Origin of the sequence: Legionella sp. (assembly GCF_047605385.1) — a bacterium.
GTDB lineage: Bacteria > Pseudomonadota > Gammaproteobacteria > Legionellales > Legionellaceae > Legionella.
Map to the genome: position 1 here is coordinate 1 of NZ_JASGFU010000015.1, position 16,161 is coordinate 16,161.

Below are 16,161 nucleotides of genomic sequence, written 5' to 3' on the forward strand. Positions count from 1 at the left end.
TCCGCTCTGGGGTAATTCCAAAATTTCAAAAAAAAATTCGTTTTGAATCATATTGTACAGCATGCAATGGATTTAAATAAAGCCAAAGCCGCTTCAAAAGGCCTGGATTTTTCCATGGATTTTGATAAAAACATCCCTCAATACCTTATTGGCGATAGCGTTCGCATTCACCGCATTGTTCTTGAGTTACTCACCAACGCACTTAACTTTACCGATTCAGGTTCTGTCAAACTCACCGTGACACTCGCACACCGAAAGAATAGGGAAATCATTATTAAATTGATGGTTCAAGACAGTGGGATGGGGATACCCAAGGACAAGCAGCAGGAAATTTTTCTGCATTTCAAACGATTAACACCCTCTTACAAAGGGATTTATAAAGGCGCAGGATTAGGGCTTTCTGTTATCAAACAATTTATTGATGATCTGAATGGGGAAATTTACGTAGACAGTGCGTTGCAACAAGGAAGTACATTTACCTGCGTTATTCCATTAAACGTATCACTTATTGAAGACGACACTGGGCTTGTTGAGGATTTTGAAGACAATCTTGCCCTGCCCTCTTCCCAAATCATGACGCCCAGTATAAAAGCCACCACCAAAGCACCCGACACGAAAAACTTTAAGCATCAAGTATTGGTTGTTGAGGACAATACCATCGCGCAAACGGTTGCCAAATCCATACTGACTCAATCAGGCTGTCATGTGGATGTAGCGGCTAATGGGCAAGAGGCATTGAATCTTTGGAAGCAAAACGAGTACGATCTGATCTTTATGGATATTGGACTTCCCGACATGGATGGTTATCAAGTGACTCATCACATTCGCGTGCAGGAGGTTGCCAAAAATCGTCATACGCCGATTATTGCGCTCACGGCACATGTAGGCGAGGAAAACAAACAACGATGCATTGAGTCTGGAATGAACGCCGTCTTAAGCAAACCTTTATCAAAAAAGAGTTGCGATGAGATATTAGGCTCCTTTATTTCCCAAAAACCACGGGAAGAATCTGCTTCAACTCCTTGGGCTTCTGATTTACCGGAAACAGAAAATGAATTATTTGATTTATTGTCATTTCCAATACTGGATGAAGAAGAAGGCATTAAGACAACCGGATCGGAACACATGCTTGGAGAGATGTTGCAATTCATGCTCGACTCCTTACCTGATGATATGACTCAACTTAAAAAGACGCATGATGAACTAGATTGGGAAAGAACACAGCAACTCGCCCATAAAATCAAGGGTGGCGTGGTCTATGTCGGTGCTGTTCGGATGAAAATGGCCTGTCAATACCTGGAGCGGTATTGGAAAACAGGACAACGCACATTACTCGAGCCGCTTTATCAGCAACTGTTGCAAGTAACCCATGAAAGCGTTGTTGAAATTGAGCAATGGATTAAAAAGAGACTCCCTTCCTAATGTCATTTATTGCGTTTCAACACGCTGACTATTGGACATGACCTGAGAAAGCAGTTCCTGCTCTACTTGTGCAGGATATTTTTTAAATCGAAGTGCCACAGGTCTTAGAAAATGCGGATAATGCGGTTGGATTAAATAATGCCAGGTTGCCGCCATCGCTTTATTTCGCCCACTGGGATACACTTCAAAATCATATGCTTTTTCTGTCCATAAACACATCACTGCACATTCCTCAATCAGATAATCCAGGCATAACCTGAATGCTCGGTCATGGTCGATATCCTCTTGATTAAACCGACTTAAATAGCGTGTTAAAAAATCATCAATATTGGCATGGATGGCTTGTTGGAACAATTTATTGGAATCGTATTCCTTTTGTACACGCAAATGGCTGTTGATGTAATTAGGACTGTTATACCATTCATCCCATCGCATAATCTCAAAGGGAATGGTTAATTGGCTGTAGGCCCTCTCGTTTCGCTTTAACCAGGCATCCCCTTCTCTAACCGCCAATTGATACAATTCATCGGGAGTCGCATGATTCATAATCCCAAGGGTATGGCGCTGCACACTATCGTCCACAAGAATAGTGCATTGCTTAAAAGAGTGGTTAATCAGTTTAATGACCGCCTCAAATTTTGCCCCTTCGTGAATAGTTTGTCCGACACTGATGGGCATTAAGCAAGTCGACTGAGGAAATAGCTTCCTTTCTTCGGGTGGGTTTTCTCTAAACGATGCCTTTACAATCCGGTTATCCACTAAATCAATCACTAGAACCTCCTTAAGATGTTTAAACGGCTTATTGCATCACTCATCGATGCAGAACAAAAAGAGGTCATATTTTAATCTATTCCACTTTATTTGTCTATTTGTTAATCAAAAACACAGGCTTATCCCCAGAACGTAAATCAACACACCCCGAATGAATTAAAACCTAATGACTTAAACAGCAACGTTAAGCATCAGGTTCTTCATTTGATACATCAGTTCTTGTGATGTTAACTCATGCATAAAATAAATCGATACTCATTCAAATCCTACACCATCCAATACAATGAAGCGTTTCCCTCTATTTAGGCACAACGCTTTATTTTTTGTGCATTGTCTTGCTGTTCCAGCTCTTGTTCAATAACCGATTGTTGATGCCATAAGCATTCCAATTCCTCTTGTGCCTTTTGTATTTGTTCACGAATGAATGCGATGTTCTCTCTAGTCGTTTGTTCATGGATACTTTTTGTAAGCTCCTCAATAAGCGTGCTTTTCTTAAACATTAGTTCTTCAATGTGTGTTAATCGATCGTCCTTTAAAAACTCATTTGATTGATTCAGTTCACGTTCTTTTGTTTCTTGCCATTGTTTCTCTCTAATATCCTGTTTGTCTTTGAAATTTTGACCCAAATAAAAATGGTTATAAAAGCCTTTCGGAGTTCTCCAATTATTGCTACGCATGATTTTAGAAAGGCTGTTGTTTCGATGTTTAAAATCCTGCATGCTAGGTAAACAAAATTCTGTATTGATTAACGAAAAAAGGTATTCGGCTGCCACTTGTCCAGGAGATGAAAACTGTTTTTTATGCTCAAACGTTAAATTGAAAAAAGTTCCAAGAAGTAATTTTTTAATTTCTTCGGATATTTCTTCTTTAATTTCGGTGTTAACAAACATCTGAATCGTTGCATATTGGTTGATGAGTCGATCTAAGGTGGTTTTATCCACTGATTTAACTAATTGTTTCAACTTAATATTATTGTTAAAAGAATAATAAAGATCTCTTATATATATTCCCCTCATTTTAACGGGATCGTTTCCCTCATTTTTTTCTAAATTTGAACATGTTGGGTTTTTATTGTTTTTTTCTGAGCAGTTTCCTTTAGGGGAAGTGTCTTCCTCATTGTGAATATCTTTATTTTGACTTAGTGAATCGTTTTTGGGTGTGTTTTCAGATGGTTTAAGCAAACCAAGTAGTTGTTCAGTAATATAAATGTAAGTACCTTTTTTTATTTCAAATGCCCCTGTCTCATTGGTTCTGCTGTAAAGTGCCTGGCGCCGTTCAATGAACCCGGAATCATTAAGTTCCTTAATATACCGCTCAAGCGTGCTTTGAGGGATACCCGTATCCTCAACAATTTGAGAATAGGGTTTCATAAACCACTTTTGATCGGAGCCTTTTAACTTATAAGTGCTGGTTTGCCAGCCTAGCAGAATGTAGTCCATCAATTGAGCTTTTCGAGCTGATGGGATTATTTTAATGAGATTTTTAAATCTCGAATGAAAAATTGAACAAAGGGTTCCCATAGATAATATCCTTATCTTATTGTTTTTTTTAGGGAACGAGACTAAAATAAAGAAGAAGTATTAAAGAACTGTCGCTTGGAATTGATGTTCTTAAATATAGTTAGTCTCGTTCGGAGCTAAATTTCTTTAGCCAAGAAGAGTTTGCAGACTCTTCTTGGTTTTTATATTTTTACTGTCCTATTACATTTTCCTATCCATTTGTTTTATTTTGTTATTTCCGAATAATATGCACTACAAAAATTAATTGATCAATACTGTTTTTTTTATTTAGTTATTAAGCGCACTATAATTTTACATAACATATTGATAAATAATAATAAAAATATTTTTATTTTGTGATTCATCAATAAAAAGAACCCCTTTATTTATTTTGCACTACTGTAGTGCATAAATGCTTTATTTAATTTTATTTTTAAGGTACCGTATATAACAGGATAATAATAAATTGAGGAATTAAAATGATTAAAAATGAAAATAAAGCAAAAATTTTAGTTATTGCAAATAATAAAGGGGGGGTTGGAAAAACAGCTTTAACTCAATTGCTTATTAGTTATGCCGTAACTGTTCTTGGCCTGCGTGTATTGGCTGTTGATGGAGATGGACAAGCTAATTTGAGTAAACGTATAGTTAAAGACGACAGGATAGAGCTGCCAGCTAAATATTTTCCACCTATACATCCTGAATATAATTCTCAATTGCATCCGAATTGGGATGGGGTTTCTAGTCTAGCTTCATTATATATAAAAGATCAGCCTATTGCAGTCTACCCTTCTTACGAATATGAAAACTTGAAAGTAATACCTGCTCATAATGAAATTTTAAAAAAAATTGAGGAAATGCAATTTGATAGTACATTATCTTATGAAGATTTATATGATATTCCTCGAAAGTTTTTCGAACCAGAACGAATGATGAAAGTGGGATTTGATTTAGTTGTTGCGGATTGTGCACCCGCAATTTCAATAACTTCAGTTGGCTTAATGCGAGCAGCTACTCATACCGTTATGCCTTTTCAACTTCAAGAGAAAAGTTGTGAGGGGTTAAATGCAATGCTCCATTGTTTTCATGAGCAAAATGAAAAGAAAACAAGATCTCAAGCAAGCAAATTAATTGGGTTCCTTGTTAATCAAAAAGCCTGGAATAAACGTACTGGACAAGATGAGCAGCGTCAAAAATTAGAAGAAAGTCACTATATAAAGCCTTATCTTATTCCATGTGAATTAAGAGATTCTGGGGATATGGCTAAGGTTGATACTAAAGGTGCTGATTTATCAATGCCATTTAAGGGATTAAAAAGAAATTCAACTTTAAGAATAGATGCAATTAATGCGTGTAATTATATTTTTTCCAAAATGGGTTATGACCACCTTATTAAAGAAAAAGGCATTTTAGCAGAAGAAAATTTTGAATTAATGGAGGAAGTATAATGACGATGATATTAGGAAATAATAATTTTGATGATATCGCTTCAGAAGAGAAAAAAAATGTTAAGAGAAATGCTTCAAAGGGGGATGCAAGTAAAGCCCTAAACTTTGGTAATATTTCGATGCAGCTTAGCTTTAACGATGGTGGATTTGAGGGGTATTATAAGGTTCGTCCTAAAGCGTTAAAACCTAGTACTCATAATCCAAGGCCTGATTGGATAATTGATGATGAATGGCTGGTTAAGCATGTTGGCATAGATATGTCGGATGTTTTAGAAAGCAATGACTTACCAAATTGTCTTGTAAAAATAGAAGAAAATGAAGTTGATGGAAAAATTGTTGAAGTAGCTCATTTCCCTGATTTTAGTACCTTATTTAATAATCCAAATAAAGAACAACAAAAAGAATATGAGTTCTTAGTTGATCTAGCCAAGAGTCTAAGAGAGACAGGTCAAATTCAACCAATAGAGATTGAATCTGATTCTGAAGGAAATACTTTAATTGTATTAGAAGGTCATTTACGTCGTTTAGCTTGTATATTGGGAAGAATCCCTTATATACGTGCTATTAGAAATGAAGGATTGCATGACTTATCTACGAGAGAAAAGATAGGGCGGCAGATTACTGAAAATAGTTTGAGAGCTAATGTATCTCCTTTTGGAAATTATCAGTTAGCAATAGAAGAGATAAAAGCGAATCCATCTATAACAGTTCGAGAATTACGTGAAAGATTAAAGATTAAAAAGGATTTTGCTGCAGTTATTTTAAAGATGATATTAAATCCAGAAAAATTTCATCCAATCATTTTAGATAGTCTTAAAAGAGGTATGCTTTCCGCTAATAATTTAATAAAAGTTGCCGCAATTACAAGAGCTGACAAACAGGAGTCGTTTATTCATAAGCTTCTAAAGAATAATAAAGTCGATAACTCTGATGGGCAGATTAAGCCACTGAAACGCGGCACGGATGGTCGGAAAAAATCTGTTGCTACATTTTCCATTAAAACTCACGATCATTGTGTTAAAGCTGGAAAAAAGCTTTTAGAATTATTGCCTCAGCTAAAACAAATTTCTAATATTAATCAGGTAGAGTCAGTAGAAGATTTTTCGATGCTCTTAAAAAGTTTTGAGAGTTTTCTACTTGATAAGGTCTAATGGGAGTAGATATGTTTTTAGAAAAACCAGAAGAAAAAGATAGCAAAAGTCTAAAACAGAAGAAAATTACTTTACGAATTCCTGGTAAACTTTGGAATTCAATACAAGAAAAAGCTAAAGAAGAATATACCGGAAAGGGCAAGCAGTCCCAATTAGTTAATGAAGCTTTAGAACATTTTTTTAGAGTGTCTGCTATTGATGATATTAATTGGAATAATCCATCAGATGATTACGTTTTAATAAATTTATTAACGCAAATTAAGTTAGGTGCCAATATGAAAAATATTGGTTCTAACCCTGTTCAAGCTAATGTGAATATTGAATTAATGGAAAAGTTAATCACATTAGAGTTGAATATTAAAAACTCTAGAAAAATGCTTGATGTCCATATTAAGCCCGCAATAATTCGAATGGCATTAAGTCAATGGATGTTCGCTGATAGAAAGTTAATTAAAAGAATGGCTGATAATTGAATATTGTCCCCTGGGGGACAAATCGTATTTTTCCCAGTGTTTATAAGGGTTATCGAGATATTTATGTTTTTTTTTGCAAGCATAAAGGAGTGAAAAATTGAATATCCTAGGTATGGGAGTAGATGCAATTGAATTTTCAAAAAAAAGAACTCCGAAGATTGTTTTTGAGGAAAATACTTTAAAAAATATTCCTTTAATAGAATTAAAAATAGGAATATATCAACCGCGCAATCGAGATTTGATTAATGGTGAAAATTTATTGGAACTAGTTGATTCCATAAAGAAAAATGGGGTACTTCAACCGATCTTGGTTCGAAAAACTAGTAATGAATGTTACGAAGTAATAGCTGGAGAGAGACGATATCTGGCATGCAAAATTGCTGGATTTGAAGATATGCCTTGCATTGTTAAACATGTCAGTGAAACCGAAGCCTATGCTCTTGCTATTGTTGAGAATGTTCAGCGTGATCAATTAACACAATTAGAAGAATCACAGGCACTTTTGAATTTAAAAGATAAATTTAATTTGTCTGTTGAAGAGGTAAGTATGTTAGTAGGAAAGCATAGAACAACTATTTCTAATTTAATTAGAGTATCGTTATATGCAAGTCCTAAAATTAAAAATATGTGCGCAAATGGTTTAATTGAATTTGGACATCTTAGAGCGGTTTTATCACTTGATCATGAAATGCAAGATAACTTGATTACATATGTGGTTAATAATAATTTCTCAGTGAGAAAGACCGAAGAACTAATACGTCAAGGTCGTTTTAATAATCTAATAAATTTAATTGATACTGTAAAAAGCGAAATTAGTAAAAAAATGTTTGATGATAGTACTAAAAAATTGAATGAATATTTTTCATCTCCTGTGAGAGTAAAGCAAGTAGCTAATGGAAAAATAAGACTATCTGTCGATTTTGAAAGTATTAATGCATTTAATAACTATGTAGTCAAACTAAGTGAAGATAAGTGAGAGGATGATAATTGATGTGGCTCGCTTTCAAAACAATTTGGCACTTAATCGCTGCATCAAATGGACTTAAATTAAATGCGAATGAAATTGTGTTTTGGCTTACATTATTTATAACTGAAATGTTCAGTTCATCCAAAAAACGGCCTTTATAACTTGAATAGTACTCTAACTTAGTGTATTATTTAAATATATTAATAAGCTGGTGAAATAATTGATAAAGCCATGGCATGGCATGTTAACTTAACTATTAAGGCAAAAAAGAATTTAACTAAGGTTCCTGAATATATAAAAGAAAAGCTGCTATTATGGGTAGATTCAGTTGAACGTATTGGCATCAATAAAACCAGAACTATACTCGGTTATCATGATGAACCATTAAAAAGGAGAGCGAGCTGGTCAACGTTCAATAAGATTAAATAGGGCTTACAGAGCATTTTATATTGAAAATGAAAATAAAGAGGTTGTGATTATTTCTGTTATTGAGGTCAATAAACATGAATACTAATGCACGAGAATATCTGGAAAAGTCTTTAGGTAGATTAACTTTAGGTAAAGCTATTCGTTCTATTCGCCATGGTGAAGGAGTAAGCCAGATAGATTTTGCAAAACAACTTGGTGTTTCAAAGCAGTTTTTATGTGATTTAGAGCACAATCGAAAGATTGTGAGCGCCAAAAAAGCTAAACAGTTTGCAGAAAATTTGGGCTATTCATCGGAACAATTTATTGCGCTGGCTATTCAAGACTCTCTAGAGCACGATGGCCTCCATATGATTGTTGATGTAAAAGCAGCTTAAAGGTTTTATAAGAAAAGACTATGATTACAAAATCACTTTACCTTGATTTTTTCCATGAGGTATTTTGTTGGATCTTGAATAATTTCTCGCGAAAATACAATCACCAAAAAAACGTACGTTTGTCTGGTGATAGGCTGGAATGTTCAGTTGCAAATAATGTGAGCCTAGTGGCAATTAATCTGGACCAATTTGATGAGCTGATTGTGAGTCGCAACAAATAGGTGTGAAGCACGCACAATATACAGTATTGTCATCCCAAACATTTAAAGGAGATCGTTTAAAATTATGACATTGAATGAAAGATTGTTCTTCTATGTGTTTTTGATCTTTTTCAAGATAAGTTGAAGCATTCTGTAATAAAAACTAATTTAATGATAATGTGTTATCATACAATAAATAATTATAAATAAAATATGACCGAATGTTTAATAAATTCCGTAGGTGATCGCATTACTTATTGCCGATCTTCGCTACATTTAACAAGAAAAGAACTTATAGATGAATGGGCAGGAGCATCTGTTCCTACGCTTGTTAGATGGGAGCTTGGTACAGTAAAAATTCCAGCAAAAAAAATCCCTTCCTTGGTAGACTATTTTAATTTGAAAGGATTAATTGTTACAGTAAGCTGGATTTCTCAGGGAGTAGGTGCTCCACCTATTCTGATGAGTGAAAAAATATTTGAAGAGATAGATTTTGATAGTTTAGCTCAAGAAAATTTATTAGAGCTAAATCGTAAAACAAAGAACTTTATTTTTGGGCAAGTTAAAAATAATTTACTCTCGCCTTATATCCGCTATGGTGATTATGTTGGAGGAAGTAAAATTCTAATTAAAGTATTAAATACATTTTGTGGTGATTTAATTTTTCTTAAAAATCCTTCCGGATTTAATATAGGGATTTTGGAAGAGTGTGCAGAGCAATTAATACTAAGAAATTTTGAGCGATCGGTACAAAATTCATTTAATACTGATTCGATAGAGTTGGCAGGAAAAATACAATGGATAGCAAAAAGACCATAAAAATAGGAAATAACTTCCATCTTTTAAATAAAGAGTTATTAAATATAGGCGCAACCTATTCCTCTTTATTGATTATGAATGATAACTCGAAGATAATTTTTTCGAAATCGAGTGACATTGATTGGTCTGAGGAATTCACTACTTCTGGATTATATAAGCATTGCTATTTGCTAAAAGAAGCAAATAAACAAATGGCATATAATAATATGCCATTTACATTACTTTGGGATTTATATAACCCACTAACCGACAAAGAACATGAACTAGCAGATATAAGAAATCACAAAAATATTGTTCATGGTGTGGGTTTCTGCTTTCGAGACAATGAAGGACAGAAAATCCTATTAAATATTGCTGGCAAGTATTCTGATGTTAACTTTGGGGCTATTGTGCTTAAACGTAGAACTACTGTTTATAAATCGTTGCGTCAAGTAATGATCGGTTGATTTTTGATTGAAAAATAACTTTCAATAGTGTTGAGGATAACAAGAAAATACTGGAACATATTATTATAGTTAAAGAAAATCCATACAATTTATTTTGAAAAAAAAGACTTGAGAAATAAATTGATATGATTGGTAAAGATAATTTAATAATATTCATAATTGCTGAAGAAAGTGCCTTGCTCCGTCCATATTCCAATGCCATAAAAGTAGCAGCAGGATAAATAATCCCTAGTATAAAATCCATAAGATAAGAACAAATAAAAAACACAGAAACAGTTAAGTGCAACAAAGTATCAACAATAATTAAAGCTATATTTGATAATATAATCATTGATAATCCCGAAATACATATTGAGTATTCAGATAAAGTTCTATTTAAATATGTAAAAAGATAATTTCCCATTAATATGAAAAATAAATTAAAAAAGCTAAAGGTACTATATGTTTGTGGTGATAAAGAAAACCATTGAGATGTTATTAATGGAGCATAAAATGAATAAAGATAGGTGATAATTGTAGTAATTGATAACAATAGAGAATAAATTACTGTTGATCCTATTTCCTTATAATCAAAGTGGTTATTATCTATAGCTTGTTTTGTTTGTAACTTGGCTGGGGAATGAATAAATAAGCTAAAAATATAAAAACACAGCCCCAAGAATAAAAACATCCCCATTACTACATTCATAGAACTATATTGCAGCAAATGTCCCGAAAGGGCAATTGAAGTATAGATCGCTGCCGTAAAAAACATTGTAACTAAAGTTATAAATTTTTTTTGTATTTCTTTTGATAAATTTTCTTTTATAATTATAAATCCACAAATTAAACCAGCTGATGAGCCAAACCCCATAAGCATCCTAGCTCTAATAAAAGAGTTATAATTCTGATAACAGTATGCGTGTAATAAAACAAAAGCACCAATAATAGCTATAAGTGCACCAACACGAATGCTTATTTTACAACCAAAAATAGTAGATAAATATCCCCAAACTCCTTGCCCTACCAAATAGCCCATCAAATAATACGTCATAACCAAACTAAGTTGATTGCTGGATAAAGAGAAATAAGACTTTATAAGTTCTAACTCAGGGCTTATAAAGGTCGCTAAAATTGATGCTGAAGGGATCAAAAAAAGTAAGCTGAGTTTCTCAAGACGGGTCATGTTAAAAATACTTCAATTTCATTCGGTATACATAATTTGTCATCAGAATCAACGTTATTATTAACGCACGTTGCATTAAAAACAGCCTTAAGAATGATCTTCCCATCAGATAACCTTTTAATATCTTGCTTATGTGACCAATGATAAGGTAAATCTCCAGCACAGATTTTACTAGTAACAATAAATTTATCATTTGCTGAAAGAGAGTTTTTGAATTTCATTGTACAGGAAGTAACTATTAAATTTAGGCCTCGTTTTGCAAATTCTGTGTGATTTATATTTAGTATCTCGCCATGTTTGTGCCGAGCGTGGGATAGATAAATCATATAATTTGAATTATTTACAATACCCTGTGCATCTAATTCATTATCACGTACTTCCATTTCAATAGAAAAATTATTTAAAGACATACATACCTCTTTACAATGATAATTAGTTATCATATTGTAATTTAATATGATAACTAATTATCATAAATTGATTATCTTGTAACATTCTATGATTATTCTAACTTAAAAGCAATTAAGAATAATTCAGCAGAAATTATATTTATAAGGACAATGTGATGTGGGAAGTAATTAAGTATAATAAGGCCAGGCAATTAATTGAATCTAGATTTAAAGGTATTCCCCATCCGCATTCAACATTAATTAAATCGCTATTATCACTAGCTGATCCATTTACAGGAATAGCAAAAGACATTTCTTATATTGATTTAGCAAAGATATTAACGGTAAAAAAAGCCCCAGGAAGAAAAGATAGTGGTACACCAACAAAACAAACTATTCGCAACTATATCAAATCAATTGAGCATGAATGCGGGGACCATTTTAAAGTAATTTCCGAAGGGCAAAGTCTTCAATTCTTATTTCCAGACTTACCTAAAATTTTTAATAAAATTTGTGAAAACAGAGAAGTTAACACAGAACTTAATCTGTCAGAAACCATTGTCCATAATGAAAAAAACACTCTTTTAGACAAAAAAGATGACATAGAAGTTAACACTCCAACTCATACGGTAAAAAATAATAATTATATAAATAATAAACAAACAAATAACAAACAGGTAAAAGTTCCTATCAGTGATAATTTTTATCCTGATGCAGAAACCATCTCCATTGCAGAAGCAAAAGGCTACCTCCATGCAACTAATCCAGCTGAAATTCAGGCCTTTATTCAACACAACAAAATCAATAACACACAATGGGCTGATTTTAACCCCATCTTTTTACGCTGGTTAGCGCGTAAATCTGAATATGAAGCGAAACATCTACGGAACAAAAAGAACTTTTTAAGGAATAACTACGATGAATGCCGTGCCAATACACTCCATACCCAATCGTCCGCAATATCAAAACTCTGCGCACATTATGGAATTACCTCACCGCTTAGCTGGAGCTCCTCAATCGAAGAAGAGTTGCCCACCCATTTTGCAGAAAAAACACATTTCTTGGCTATGGACGAGGTTATCCATGATGTACGGTAACTTATTCATTAACCAACACGGTATTGAAGATAATGGTCTTTGGTACGAGGTATTAAATGATTTAACTCCAAGAGCGTTAGAAAGTGGGGTTGACCGAATTATCAAAGGCTCGCATTACAGTAAATACCCACCCAATGCGATGGAGTTTAGAAAGCTTTGTGAAGGATTTTATGAGGACGTCAATATTCCTTCATCTTCCGAAGCGTTTAATGAGATTCGTTTAAGTACCTATAGAAATAAATGCAACTGGAGTCATCCTATTGTTGCTTACATTGCTTCAAAGCTGAGCGCTTCATTTTATGATATGGAAAAGGACGTGGAGGCTTATTCGGTTTTTATTCGTATTTATGAACAAGTACGTTCTTTACTGTACCAAGGGCATGAACTTCCTCAATTTACAGTTCCTAAAAAAATTGAAAAAGAAAAAAATCCTGAAATTGCCCAGAAGCACCTGGCGCATATTCGCCAATTATTAGGAGCCCACTAATGAGCATGCCTCAGATGAAAATAATTTCACGAATTGAATTAATTACTCTTCTACGTCGTTGCGCCACTCTTTTAGAGCGCGCCTATCAAGAAAACCTTGAAAAAGATTTTTTTCAAGTAAGTATGGATGCCAATATGGCGAGTCAGAGGCTGGAAGTGGAGCTCGAACTGTATGAGCCTCGTGTGTTGCACTGAATGGTGTCGAGCAACAACGTGGGAATTTTATTTTTATAAATAAGGAAAAAACAATGAGTGCTGCTTTATCGTATTGCCAAAATAAGTTTCAAAAATCGTTAAACAAATCAAAAAACAAACAAGGTATTTATGCATCTTTTGAGTATTTGGACGCAGAAATTAAAAAATTAGATGCATTAACACAAATGCATTTATATTCCGCGGCAACACAATTTTTAGACAGTTTGGTGGAGGAGCCCAATGACTTGATTAATCCACTGGAACTATTTACGTACCGATGCCATTCCATTTTGGATGCTCGATACAATGGAACTCATTACCTTGTATTGGGACTCACAGTCCTTGCGATTTCTTTAGCGTTACTGATAACCGGTGCGACTTTAGGCATTGGCTTAGGAATTCTTTCTGGTTTTTGGTCAACACCAATGGCGTATCTGAGTGCGCTTGGTGCTTTAGAATTACCCGCACTTGGCATTGCAGCCACTGCAGGCGTTTTATCACTTGGAGGATTGGTGACCTCAAGCATTTTATTATTCAAAACACCCAAAATTAAAACCGCATTGTCACAAAGCATTGAAGCAGTCAAAGAAAGTCAACTGATGCCACACCTCGAAGAGGAAGAGGCAGAAGAACAAAACCAGGAAGAAGCCCCACAATTTACTCAATAAACTAAGGAACAGTTATGTTACTGCTGACACGAAGAACACAAGAAAAACTCATCATCGGTGATGAGGTCGTCATTCAAGTACTTGGTATTCGAGGCAATCAAGTGCGTCTAGGAATTGAAGCGCCTAAAGAAATCCCAGTACATCGTGAAGAAATTTATTTACGCATTAAAGCAGAAGATTTAAGGCCTGGTTCTAAGGGCGCAATGCACTAACCACTTAATCTATTAAGAATAAAAAGGATATTTTATGAAATGCACCTATAAAAACACAGTAAATTTCATTGGAGGCCTCTCTTTGGTAGCCTCATCAATAATGTTAACCGGTTGTGCTGCTACTCAAACCGCATTAGAACATAGTTCGTTGCAAGTCAGCACCAAGCAAAGCGACACGATTTTTTTAGAACCAATTTCTTCGAAACAAAAAACCATTTACCTTTCAATTAAAAACACTTCTGATGAAGAGATTAATATTAATGAGGCATTAAAAAATTCCTTAATAGGAAAAGAGTATCAGGTCGTTTCCAATCCTGAGAAAGGGCATTACCTTGTGCAAGCCAACATTCTCAAGATAGGTAAAATGAGTGTTGCTGCAAGTCAATCAGCATTAGGTGGTGGTTATGGTTCAGCCATTGCGGGTGCGGTAGCCGGTACTGCTGCTGGAAGCTTTACTCAGTCAAGTGCGGGCATGATTGCAGGTGGTCTTGCTGGTGGGGTCATTGGGTTAGCTGCGGATTCTTTGGTGAAAGATGTGAATTACACGATGATAACTGATGTTCAAATCAGCGAAAGGGCAGGTAAGGGCATTAAAATCAATGAGCAGTTCCAATCCCATTTGAAGAACGGAAGTAGCACAGTTACTTCCCAAACGTCATCGCAAGATAGCCAATATCAACGCTATAGAACTCGTGTGGTATCCAATGCAGATAAGGTTAATTTAAAATTTCAGGATGCACGTGCCTCCTTAGAACAAGGATTGGTTAAAGTGATTTCTGGAATCTTCTAATGAACCAAAAAACTTAAAAAAGACGATTTTATTCGTTAAATAAAACCATGAGATTTGTGATTAAAAATTAAGCGATTAAGGCTTAAGGGATTTGTATACCCTAAAAAAGGAGAAAACTTGTGAAATTGACTAAAAAAATAGCAATAAAGACTACTCCATTGTGTTTGGCATTGCTCGCTAGTGGGGTATGTTTTTCTTCCCCAGTAGATAAAGAAGAATTGACTCAGGAGTGCAAATATCTTGGAACGAGTTTAAGCCAATTAGCCAATGCGAATACTAAAGAATATTGCTCAGTCGATATGGGGTATTCAGGAGTGATGATGGGGCAATCATCTTTGTTAATTAAAGCAAACAGAATTCAGTTTGCACTGGATAATCTTAATTTTGTGTACAGAACACTTGAGCGCATCAGTTCAAATCATTGGGAATGCAGTTATTTTTCCTCGATGGTAATGCCCTTTTTAGAAAAAACAAGCAATTTGGCTCGTGAATTAGAGTCAATTGCTTACGTTTCATCATCAAATGAATAAGGAGCGAAAAATGAATATTGGAAAATCATTTATAAATTTAATGAGCAAGGGCGCTTTGATGCTCGTGATGTTTGTGATGACTCATAGTGTGTTTGCTAAAGATTTATTGGTCACTGCATTGGATGGAGATGTCAAAGATACCTTCTCTAGCGATGCGAAGTTTTGGATCATTTTTATCTTAATCGACATTGTTGGTGCTACTGCTCTAGCTGTTGCAGCTCGTAACCCTAAAGTATTTTTTGGTGTGTTCTTTATCGCATTTATTCCTGGAGCGTTACTTAAAATCTTCGTGTTTCATTAAAACAAGTAGTTGAAGGGGAATGAAATGAATCCAATGAACTATCAATTTTTAAATTACATTGATGCGCCGAAACGATACCTTACATTAACCATAGATGAGCTTGTTGTTGCTGGCATCAGTTTGTTGCTGTTTACATTTTTAAGTCAACGAATTTTAGTGAGTATGTTAGGTTTTGGTCTTGTGGGTGGATTGCGTGCCATCAAAAAAGGGCAAGGGCCAAAAGCTTTGTTGGTTTTAGCTTATTGGTATTTACCACATGCCTTGACGCAATTTTTCCTGCCTAAATTACCTGAATCTTATTACCGAGTATGGGTCGCTTAAGGAGTAAG

At 34.6% G+C, this 16,161-nt stretch carries 22 protein-coding genes; 18 read left to right on the forward strand and 4 right to left on the reverse strand.

Going from position 1 to position 16,161, the window contains the following annotated elements; genetic code table 11:
* Positions 1–66: 66 nt before the first annotated feature.
* Positions 67–1,422, forward strand: a complete 1,356-nt coding sequence (locus tag QM652_RS05145) for a response regulator (RefSeq protein ID WP_415073501.1) — start codon at positions 67–69, stop codon at positions 1,420–1,422.
* Between the two features lie 6 nt (positions 1,423–1,428).
* Here the strand turns inward: QM652_RS05145 and QM652_RS05150 are convergent, their stop codons facing one another.
* The gene (locus tag QM652_RS05150; RefSeq protein WP_415073503.1) at positions 1,429–2,193 is read right to left on the reverse strand and encodes a hypothetical protein; all 765 of its coding nucleotides are present in this window, start codon (positions 2,191–2,193) and stop codon (positions 1,429–1,431) included.
* 302 nt (positions 2,194–2,495) lie between these two features.
* Positions 2,496–3,563, reverse strand: a complete 1,068-nt coding sequence (locus QM652_RS05155; protein ID WP_415073505.1) for a hypothetical protein — start codon at positions 3,561–3,563, stop codon at positions 2,496–2,498.
* Positions 3,564–4,171: 608 nt separating this feature from the next.
* Here QM652_RS05155 and QM652_RS05160 point away from each other — a divergent pair.
* The 8 genes from QM652_RS05160 (at position 4,172) to QM652_RS05195 (ending at position 9,999) form a co-directional block, all read left to right on the forward strand.
* Positions 4,172–5,140, forward strand: coding sequence for a ParA family protein (locus tag QM652_RS05160; RefSeq protein ID WP_415073507.1), 969 nt, complete (start codon positions 4,172–4,174; stop codon positions 5,138–5,140).
* Positions 5,140–6,291, forward strand: a complete 1,152-nt coding sequence (locus QM652_RS05165; protein WP_415073509.1) for a ParB/RepB/Spo0J family partition protein — start codon at positions 5,140–5,142, stop codon at positions 6,289–6,291. Before QM652_RS05160 ends, QM652_RS05165 begins: the two co-directional genes overlap by 1 nt.
* Before the next feature lie 11 nt (positions 6,292–6,302).
* A complete protein-coding gene (locus QM652_RS05170) occupies positions 6,303–6,764 on the forward strand; it encodes a hypothetical protein (RefSeq protein WP_415073511.1) in 462 nt (153 codons plus the stop codon).
* Positions 6,765–6,861: 97 nt separating this feature from the next.
* Positions 6,862–7,740: a ParB/RepB/Spo0J family partition protein gene (locus QM652_RS05175; RefSeq protein ID WP_415073513.1), complete on the forward strand. Its 879-nt coding sequence runs from the start codon at positions 6,862–6,864 to the stop codon at positions 7,738–7,740.
* Positions 7,741–7,962: 222 nt separating this feature from the next.
* The gene (locus QM652_RS05180; protein ID WP_415073515.1) at positions 7,963–8,160 is read left to right on the forward strand and encodes a hypothetical protein; all 198 of its coding nucleotides are present in this window, start codon (positions 7,963–7,965) and stop codon (positions 8,158–8,160) included.
* A gap of 74 nt (positions 8,161–8,234) precedes the next feature.
* Positions 8,235–8,534 carry a helix-turn-helix domain-containing protein gene (locus tag QM652_RS05185; RefSeq protein ID WP_415073517.1) on the forward strand — a complete coding sequence of 100 codons (300 nt, stop codon included), beginning with the start codon at positions 8,235–8,237 and terminating at the stop codon, positions 8,532–8,534.
* Positions 8,535–8,947: 413 nt separating this feature from the next.
* Positions 8,948–9,553 (forward strand): helix-turn-helix domain-containing protein, encoded by a 606-nt coding sequence (locus QM652_RS05190; RefSeq protein WP_415073519.1) that lies wholly within the window; start codon positions 8,948–8,950, stop codon positions 9,551–9,553.
* Complete coding sequence (locus tag QM652_RS05195; protein WP_415073521.1) at positions 9,532–9,999, forward strand: hypothetical protein; 468 nt, start codon at positions 9,532–9,534, stop codon at positions 9,997–9,999. Before QM652_RS05190 ends, QM652_RS05195 begins: the two co-directional genes overlap by 22 nt.
* Here QM652_RS05195 and QM652_RS05200 read toward each other — a convergent pair.
* Both QM652_RS05200 and QM652_RS05205 read right to left on the reverse strand, forming a co-directional pair.
* Entirely contained in the window at positions 9,959–11,164 is a 1,206-nt protein-coding gene (locus QM652_RS05200; RefSeq protein WP_415073523.1) for an MFS transporter, read from the reverse strand. The genes QM652_RS05195 and QM652_RS05200 overlap by 41 nt on opposite strands.
* A complete protein-coding gene (locus QM652_RS05205) occupies positions 11,161–11,574 on the reverse strand; it encodes an acyl-CoA thioesterase (protein ID WP_415073525.1) in 414 nt (137 codons plus the stop codon). Before QM652_RS05205 ends, QM652_RS05200 begins: the two co-directional genes overlap by 4 nt.
* A gap of 155 nt (positions 11,575–11,729) precedes the next feature.
* Between QM652_RS05205 and QM652_RS05210 the strand changes: the two genes are divergently transcribed.
* The 9 genes from QM652_RS05210 to traL all read left to right on the forward strand — a co-directional run bounded on the left by QM652_RS05210 (position 11,730) and on the right by traL (position 16,153).
* Positions 11,730–12,650 carry a hypothetical protein gene (locus QM652_RS05210; protein WP_415073527.1) on the forward strand — a complete coding sequence of 307 codons (921 nt, stop codon included), beginning with the start codon at positions 11,730–11,732 and terminating at the stop codon, positions 12,648–12,650.
* On the forward strand, positions 12,637–13,137 hold the full coding sequence (locus tag QM652_RS05215; protein ID WP_415073529.1) for a hypothetical protein: 501 nt from the start codon (positions 12,637–12,639) through the stop codon (positions 13,135–13,137). The genes QM652_RS05210 and QM652_RS05215 overlap by 14 nt, the downstream gene beginning before the upstream one ends.
* A complete protein-coding gene (locus QM652_RS05220) occupies positions 13,137–13,331 on the forward strand; it encodes a hypothetical protein (RefSeq protein WP_415073531.1) in 195 nt (64 codons plus the stop codon). The genes QM652_RS05215 and QM652_RS05220 overlap by 1 nt, the downstream gene beginning before the upstream one ends.
* Before the next feature lie 53 nt (positions 13,332–13,384).
* On the forward strand, positions 13,385–13,999 hold the full coding sequence (locus tag QM652_RS05225) for a hypothetical protein (RefSeq protein WP_415073533.1): 615 nt from the start codon (positions 13,385–13,387) through the stop codon (positions 13,997–13,999).
* Between the two features lie 14 nt (positions 14,000–14,013).
* A complete protein-coding gene (csrA, locus tag QM652_RS05230; RefSeq protein WP_415073535.1) occupies positions 14,014–14,211 on the forward strand; it encodes a carbon storage regulator CsrA in 198 nt (65 codons plus the stop codon).
* Between the two features lie 34 nt (positions 14,212–14,245).
* Positions 14,246–15,001, forward strand: a complete 756-nt coding sequence (locus QM652_RS05235) for a complement resistance protein TraT (protein WP_415073537.1) — start codon at positions 14,246–14,248, stop codon at positions 14,999–15,001.
* A 119-nt stretch (positions 15,002–15,120) separates the two neighbouring features.
* Entirely contained in the window at positions 15,121–15,531 is a 411-nt protein-coding gene (locus QM652_RS05240; RefSeq protein WP_415073539.1) for a hypothetical protein, read from the forward strand.
* 10 nt (positions 15,532–15,541) lie between these two features.
* Positions 15,542–15,832 carry a hypothetical protein gene (locus QM652_RS05245; RefSeq protein WP_415073541.1) on the forward strand — a complete coding sequence of 97 codons (291 nt, stop codon included), beginning with the start codon at positions 15,542–15,544 and terminating at the stop codon, positions 15,830–15,832.
* 24 nt (positions 15,833–15,856) lie between these two features.
* On the forward strand, positions 15,857–16,153 hold the full coding sequence (traL, locus tag QM652_RS05250; protein ID WP_415073543.1) for a type IV conjugative transfer system protein TraL: 297 nt from the start codon (positions 15,857–15,859) through the stop codon (positions 16,151–16,153).
* The last annotated feature ends 8 nt before the right edge of the window (positions 16,154–16,161 follow it).